This is a genomic window from Novimethylophilus kurashikiensis, from assembly GCF_003112435.1.
Classification (GTDB): Bacteria; Pseudomonadota; Gammaproteobacteria; order Burkholderiales; family Methylophilaceae; genus Novimethylophilus; species Novimethylophilus kurashikiensis.
Genome location: NZ_BDOQ01000030.1, coordinates 1 through 1,567, shown reverse-complemented (window position 1 = coordinate 1,567; position 1,567 = coordinate 1). Strand labels below are relative to the sequence as shown.

Annotated in this window: 1 protein-coding gene; it reads right to left on the bottom strand. The window is 61.8% G+C overall.

Annotated elements, in window-relative coordinates; translation table 11 throughout:
- On the bottom strand, positions 1-1,567 hold a 1,567-nt coding region (gene acs, locus NMK_RS18185), incomplete at both ends, for an acetate--CoA ligase (RefSeq protein WP_109017188.1).

Here is a 1,567-nt window from a genome sequence, read left to right as displayed (position 1 = left end):
AAGCGGTGGCCGGAGACGTTCAATACGTCGTCGATGCGCCCCAAAATCCAGAAGTAGCCGTCGGCGTCCTTGTGGGCGGAGTCGCCGGCGAGGTAGTAGCTGCCGCCGAGGTTTTCGGGGAAGTAGCCCCGTTTGAAGCGTTCGGCGTTGCCCCAGATGGTGCGCAGCATGGAGGGGAAGGGGCGCTTGATGACGAGCAGGCCGCCGCTTTCGTCGGTGACCGGGCTGCCGTCTTCATGCACGACGTCGGCCATGATGCCGGGCAGCGGCAGGGTGCACGAACCGGGCTTGATGGCGACTGCGCCGGGCAGCGGTGCGATCATGTGCGAGCCGGTTTCGGTCTGCCACCAGGTGTCGACAATGGGGCATTGGCTCTTGCCGATTTTTTTGTAGTACCACATCCAGGCTTCGGGGTTGATGGGCTCGCCCACGGTGCCCAGCAGGCGGAGGCTGGAGAGGTCGTAATTATCGGGGAGATCGCCGCCCAGCTTGATGAGCGAACGGATAGCCGTCGGCGCGGTGTAGAACACGGTGACCTTGTGGCGCTCGATCATCTGCCAGAAACGTCCAGCGTCCGGGTAGGTAGGCACGCCTTCGAAGATGACTTCAGTCGCGCCCAAAGCCAACGGGCCGTAGGCGACATAAGAGTGGCCGGTAATCCAGCCTACGTCGGCGGTGCACCAGAAAATGTCGCTCGGCTTGTAGTCGAACACCCATTTCAGACTCATGAGCGCACCCAGCAGGTAGCCGGCGGAGGAGTGCTGGACGCCCTTGGGTTTGCCGGTGGAACCGGAGGTGTAGAGCACGAACAGCGGGTGCTCGGCGTTGACCCAGGTGGGTTCGCATTGGTCGGAAGCACCGGCTTCCGCCTCGTGCCACCAGATGTCCTTGGCATTCCATTGCACGTCGCTGCCGGTGCGCTTCAGCACCACGATGTTCTGCACGCTGTCGCAGCCGCCCATGGCGATAGCTTCGTCCACCGCGGGCTTCAACGGCATGGCCTTGCCGCCGCGGAACTGGCCGTCGGAGGTGATGACGAGCTTGGCGCCGACGTCGGTAATACGTTCGTGTAGGCTCTTGGACGAGAAACCGCCGAACACGACGGAGTGAATCGCGCCGATGCGGGCACAGGCTTGCATGGCAACGACGGCTTCTACGCTCATCGGCAGGTAGATGACGACGGTATCGCCCAAGCCCACGCCGAGCTTCTTGAGCGTATTGGCAAAGCGGCACACCTTGGCGTGCAGTTCGCGGTAGCTGACATTGGTGACATTGCCGTCATCGCCTTCGAAGATGATGGCGGTCTTGTCGCCCTGGGTTTCGAGGTGACGATCCAGGCAGTTGTAAGAAACATTCAACTCGCCGTCGTGGAACCAGCGGAAGAACGGCGGGTTGGATTCGTCCAGTACCTGGGTAAAGGGCTTTTTCCAGCTGATGTGGCTCTGGGCGAGCTTGCCCCAAAAACCGGTATAGTCGTTTTCAGCTTCCTGGCAGAGTGCGCGATAGGCCTCGATGCCGGATACGGTGGCGTTTTGCCTGAACGATTCGCTGGGCTCGAACACGCGCG